This is a genomic window from Rhodococcus sp. APC 3903, assembly GCF_030407755.1.
Taxonomy (GTDB): Bacteria; Actinomycetota; Actinomycetes; order Mycobacteriales; family Mycobacteriaceae; genus Rhodococcus_F; species Rhodococcus_F erythropolis.
The window spans coordinates 1-3,458 of the sequence record NZ_JASDCV010000065.1 but is presented as its reverse complement, the minus strand read 5'-3'; the positions used below and the strand labels follow the sequence as shown (position 1 = coordinate 3,458).

The following is a 3,458-nucleotide window of genomic DNA, read 5'->3' as shown; positions in this document are numbered from 1 at the left end:
GTTGTGTGTTGTTTGAGAACTGCACAGTGGACGCGAGCATCTTTGTTGTAAGTAATGAAGAGCGTACGGTGGATGCCTTGGCACCAGGAGCCGATGAAGGACGTAGGAGGCTGCGATAAGCCTCGGGGAGCTGTCAACCGAGCTGTGATCCGAGGATGTCCGAATGGGGAAACCCAGCACGAGTGATGTCGTGTTACCCGCGCCTGAATATATAGGGCGTGTGGAGGGAACGTGGGGAAGTGAAACATCTCAGTACCCACAGGAAGAGAAAACAACCGTGATTCCGTGAGTAGTGGCGAGCGAAAGCGGAAGAGGCTAAACCATGGGTGTGTGATAGCCGGCAGGTGTTGCATTCGTGGGGTTGTGGGGTTCATTTTGTCTGTTCTGCCGAGCAGGCCAACAGTAAGAAATCACAGGGTTAGTGGAAGTGGTCTGGAACGGCCTGTCGTAGAGGGTGAGAATCCCGTACACGAAAACTTTGTGACTGTTGTAATGGAAACCCAAGTAGCACCGGGCCCGTGAAATCTGGTGTGAATCTGTCGGGACCACCCGATAAGCCTGAATACTCCCTGGTGACCGATAGCGGACTAGTACCGTGAGGGAAAGGTGAAAAGTACCCCGGGAGGGGAGTGAAATAGTACCTGAAACCGTGCGCTTACAATCCGTCAGAGCCTTCGAACAGTTTACTGTTGGGGGTGATGGCGTGCCTTTTGAAGAATGAGCCTGCGAGTTAGTGGCATGTCGCGAGGTTAACCCGTGTGGGGTAGCCGTAGCGAAAGCGAGTCCGAATAGGGCGATCGTAGTGGCATGCTCTAGACCCGAAGCGGAGTGATCTACCCATGGCCAGGTTGAAGCGACGGTAAGACGTCGTGGAGGACCGAACCCACTTAGGTTGAAAACTGAGGGGATGAGTTGTGGGTAGGGGTGAAAGGCCAATCAAACTCCGTGATAGCTGGTTCTCCCCGAAATGCATTTAGGTGCAGCGTCGCGTGTTTCTCACCGGAGGTAGAGCTACTGGATGGTCTAGGGGGCCCACAAGCTTACCGAAATCAGCCAAACTCCGAATGCCGGTGAGTGAGAGCGCGGCAGTGAGACTGCGGGCGATAAGGTTCGTAGTCGAGAGGGAAACAGCCCAGATCGCCAGCTAAGGTCCCTAAGCGTGTACTAAGTGGAAAAGGATGTGGGGTCGCGAAGACAACCAGGAGGTTGGCTTAGAAGCAGCCACCCTTGAAAGAGTGCGTAATAGCTCACTGGTCAAGTGATCCTGCGCCGACAATGTAGCGGGGCTCAAGTACACCACCGAAGCTGCGGCATTCACGCAATAGCCCCCAGTTGATCCAAGGATTTTCTGGCAGGTGTGTGGATGGGTAGGGGAGCGTCGTGTGGCCATGGAAGCGGCAGGGTGACCTAGCCGTGGAGGCCACACGAGTGAGAATGCAGGCATGAGTAGCGAAAGACGAGTGAGAAACTCGTCCGCCGAATGACCAAGGGTTCCTGGGCCAGGTTAATCCGCCCAGGGTGAGTCGGGACCTAAGACGAGGCCGACAGGCGTAGCCGATGGACAACGGGTTGATATTCCCGTACCCGTGTGAACGCGCCCATGGTGAATCAGTGATACTAACCATCCTGAAGCCACGAGAAGACCTTCGGGTCTCGAGTTGGTGGATGCATGGGACCTGATCTGGTAGTAGCCAAGCGATGGGGTGACGCAGGAAGGTAGCTGAGCCAGTCAGTGGTAATACTGGTGTAAGCGTGTAGGGCGTGACCTAGGCAAATCCGGGTCACATATAGCCTGAGACGTGATGCGTAGCCGATTGAGGCGAATTCAGTGATCCTATGCTGCCGAGAAAAGCCTCTAGCGAGCTTTCACACGGCCCGTACCCCAAACCGACACAGGTGGTCAGGTAGAGAATACTAAGGCGATCGAGATAACTATGGTTAAGGAACTCGGCAAAATGCCCCCGTAACTTCGGGAGAAGGGGGGCCCTGTTTGGTGACGACATTTACTGTCTGAGCTGGGTGGGGCCGCAGAGACCAGTGAGAAGCGACTGTTTACTAAAAACACAGGTCCGTGCGAAGTCGTAAGACGATGTATACGGACTGACGCCTGCCCGGTGCTGGAAGGTTAAGAGGACCGGTTAGTTCCTTCGGGAGCGAAGCTGAGAATTTAAGCCCCAGTAAACGGCGGTGGTAACTATAACCATCCTAAGGTAGCGAAATTCCTTGTCGGGTAAGTTCCGACCTGCACGAATGGCGTAACGACTTCTCAGCTGTCTCAACCGTAGACTCGGCGAAATTGCATTACGAGTAAAGATGCTCGTTACGCGCGGCAGGACGAAAAGACCCCGGGACCTTCACTACAGCTTGGTATTGGTGTTCGGTTCGGTTTGTGTAGGATAGGTGGGAGACTGTGAAACGGTGACGCCAGTTATCGTGGAGTCGTTGTTGAAATACCACTCTGATCGAATTGGACCTCTAACCTCGGACCATGATCTGGTTCAGGGACAGTGCCTGGTGGGTAGTTTAACTGGGGCGGTTGCCTCCCAAAATGTAACGGAGGCGCCCAAAGGTTCCCTCAGCCTGGTTGGCAATCAGGTGTCGAGTGCAAGTGCACAAGGGAGCTTGACTGTGAGACTGACAGGTCGAGCAGGGACGAAAGTCGGGACTAGTGATCCGGCACCGGCAAGTGGAAGCGGTGTCGCTCAACGGATAAAAGGTACCCCGGGGATAACAGGCTGATCTTCCCCAAGAGTCCATATCGACGGGATGGTTTGGCACCTCGATGTCGGCTCGTCGCATCCTGGGGCTGGAGTAGGTCCCAAGGGTTGGGCTGTTCGCCCATTAAAGCGGCACGCGAGCTGGGTTTAGAACGTCGTGAGACAGTTCGGTCTCTATCCGCCGCGCGCGTTAGAAACTTGAGGAAGGCTGTCCCTAGTACGAGAGGACCGGGACGGACGAACCTCTGGTGTGCCAGTTGTTCCGCCAGGAGCACCGCTGGTTAGCTACGTTCGGAAGGGATAACCGCTGAAAGCATCTAAGCGGGAAGCCTGTTCCAAGATGAGGTTTCTCACCCCCTCGAGGGGGTAAGGCCCCCGGCAGACCACCGGGTTGATAGGCCAGAACTGGAAGTGCAGTAATGCATGCAGGTGACTGGTACTAATAGGCCGAGGACTTACCACAAAGAAGCTACGCGTCCACTGTGCGGTATCTGAAACAACACACAGATACTGATGAGAAACCCTGTTTTCTCCGTCATCCATCCACCCGGTAACGGGTTCGGGTTGGTGCACGGTGAAACCAGGTGATCAGAAGTTGGTTACTGTGACAGTTTCATAGAGTTACGGCGGTCATAGCGAAGGGGAAACGCCCGGTCCCATTCCGAACCCGGAAGCTAAGCCCTTCAGCGCCGATGGTACTGCACTCGACAGGGTGTGGGAGAGTAGGACACCGCCGAACAC

At 55.1% G+C, this 3,458-nt stretch carries 2 rRNA genes; both read left to right on the top strand.

Going from position 1 to position 3,458, the window contains the following annotated elements:
* The first annotated feature begins 45 nt into the window (after positions 1-45).
* Positions 46-3,180 (top strand): 23S ribosomal RNA (locus QMA15_RS32370).
* Positions 3,181-3,339: 159 nt separating this feature from the next.
* Positions 3,340-3,456: ribosomal RNA gene (rrf, locus tag QMA15_RS32365) — 5S ribosomal RNA — on the top strand.
* Positions 3,457-3,458 lie beyond the last annotated feature (2 nt).